Annotated in this window: 3 protein-coding genes and 1 pseudogene; all 4 read left to right on the top strand. The window is 66.7% G+C overall.

Annotated features, from left to right (window positions below; all coding sequences use genetic code 11):
• A pseudogene (locus tag ACW2Q0_RS31080) lies at positions 1–352 on the top strand (FtsK/SpoIIIE domain-containing protein); the annotation flags it as partial.
• A complete protein-coding gene (locus ACW2Q0_RS31075; RefSeq protein ID WP_457194488.1) occupies positions 349–681 on the top strand; it encodes a hypothetical protein in 333 nt (110 codons plus the stop codon). The pseudogene ACW2Q0_RS31080 and the gene ACW2Q0_RS31075, both read left to right, overlap by 4 nt.
• Positions 678–863, top strand: coding sequence for a hypothetical protein (locus ACW2Q0_RS31070; RefSeq protein WP_457194487.1), 186 nt, complete (start codon positions 678–680; stop codon positions 861–863). Before ACW2Q0_RS31075 ends, ACW2Q0_RS31070 begins: the two co-directional genes overlap by 4 nt.
• Positions 863–1609 (top strand): DNA cytosine methyltransferase (locus tag ACW2Q0_RS31065; RefSeq protein WP_457194486.1); only part of this gene is annotated, 747 nt, incomplete at its 3' end. The genes ACW2Q0_RS31070 and ACW2Q0_RS31065, both read left to right, overlap by 1 nt.

The raw sequence follows: 1609 nt of genomic DNA, 5'->3' as shown, positions 1-1609 counted from the left end.
GGCGGCGTTGCAGGACCCGTCGAAGGAGACGATGCCCAACCGGCAGTTGTTCCCGGTCCGGATCGGGCTACGCCTGGACGAACCCACCCAAACCGCGATGGTCCACGGCCAGGGCGCGAAGGATCGGGGCGCGTTGTGCGACAAGATCTCCGAGCACACCCCCGGTGTCGGCTATGTCGGGGAGGACGGCACCACCGGATTCGTGCGGGTGCGCGCGTTCTGGGTCTCCGACGCCGAGATCGACCGCATCGTCGACACCTACTCCCCTGCACCCGAAATCAGCGGTCCCACACAGGATTACACGGGTTTCGATCCCGATGACCTCGGCGACGAAGGACCGGTGGCGGCATGAACACCGGATTCGTCACCGAAACCCATGTCATCGCCTGCTGCCACGGCTGCGGAGACGTCTACAGCGTCGACGGCGAGTACCCGACGATGTTCGTCTCCATCGATGACGCGGCAGCCCATTTCAGCAACGAGCACATCGTCACCGGGTGGGACTTCGACGGCCAGGTCCTCACCTGCGACGGCTGCCGAGCCATCCGCCGGTGTGAGGAGCACGGACATATCTGGTCCGGCTCCCTCTGGTCGGCCTGGAACAACCTGCCCGCCATCAACATCCACCGTGATCGCGCCTGCATCACCTGCGGCATCTACGAATCGGAGACCCAGCCATGACCAAGAACACCACCCGCCGCGAGGACTCCGACGTGGTTGTCGATATCCGCTCGCGTCGTCGCTGCCACCTGGAACGCTCCGGCCTGGATCCGGTCGCGGTCGCGGTGCGGCTGCTGGTGGAAACCGGTGACGCTCCCGGTTGGGACTCCATGATCGATGACTACGGACCGGAGGCCGCGTGATGCTCACCGTGACCGATCTATTTTGTGGCGCCGGCGGTTCCAGTACCGGCGCCACCGAGGTTCCCGGCGTCGTCGTCCGTATGGCCGCGAACCATTGGCGGCTGGCGGTGGACACCCACAACACCAACCACCCCGGCACCGATCACGCGTGCGCGGACCTGTCGCAGGTGGATCCGCGGTTGTTCCCCCGCACCGATGTGCTGTGGGCGTCCCCGTCGTGCACCAATCACAGTGTCGCCCGGGGCCGCCGCCGCAACATCGACTCCACCCCGGACCTGTTCGGGGAGATCCTGCCCGACGAGGCGGCCGAACGCTCCCGCGCGACGATGTGGGATGTCGTGCGCTTCGCCGAGTACCACCAGTATCGGGCGATCATCGTGGAGAACGTCGTCGACGCGGCCAAGTGGGTGATGTGGCCCGCGTGGTTGCAAGCCCTGGACCTGCTCGGCTACCGCCATGAGGTCGTGTATCTCAACTCGATGCACGCTCAAGCCGCGGGCGCTCCTGCTCCGCAGTCCCGGGACCGGTTGTATGTGGTGTGCTGGCGCACCGGTGACCGTGCCCCGGACCTGAACCGGTGGACCCGCCCGAAAGCCTGGTGCGCCCACTGTGATCGGGAAATAACCGCGGTGCAGGGCTGGAAGAACCCGACCCGGCGGTGGGGCCGCTACCGCGCCCAATACACCTGGCGCTGCCCCTCGGTGACCTGCCGCAACTCGATTGTCGAACCGGCGTGGCTGCCCGCG

The sequence above is a fragment of the Nocardia citri genome, assembly GCF_054065835.1.
Note: the sequence above shows the minus strand (reverse complement) of the source record. Positions and strands in the feature narration are given on the sequence as shown.

Excerpts from the sequence above, each read along its gene's own strand:
- ACW2Q0_RS31075 (WP_457194488.1), top strand. The coding sequence starts at position 349 with ATGAACACCGGATTCGTCACCGAAACCCATGTCATCGCCTGCTGCCAC.
- ACW2Q0_RS31070 (WP_457194487.1), top strand. The coding sequence starts at position 678 with ATGACCAAGAACACCACCCGCCGCGAGGACTCCGACGTGGTTGTCGAT.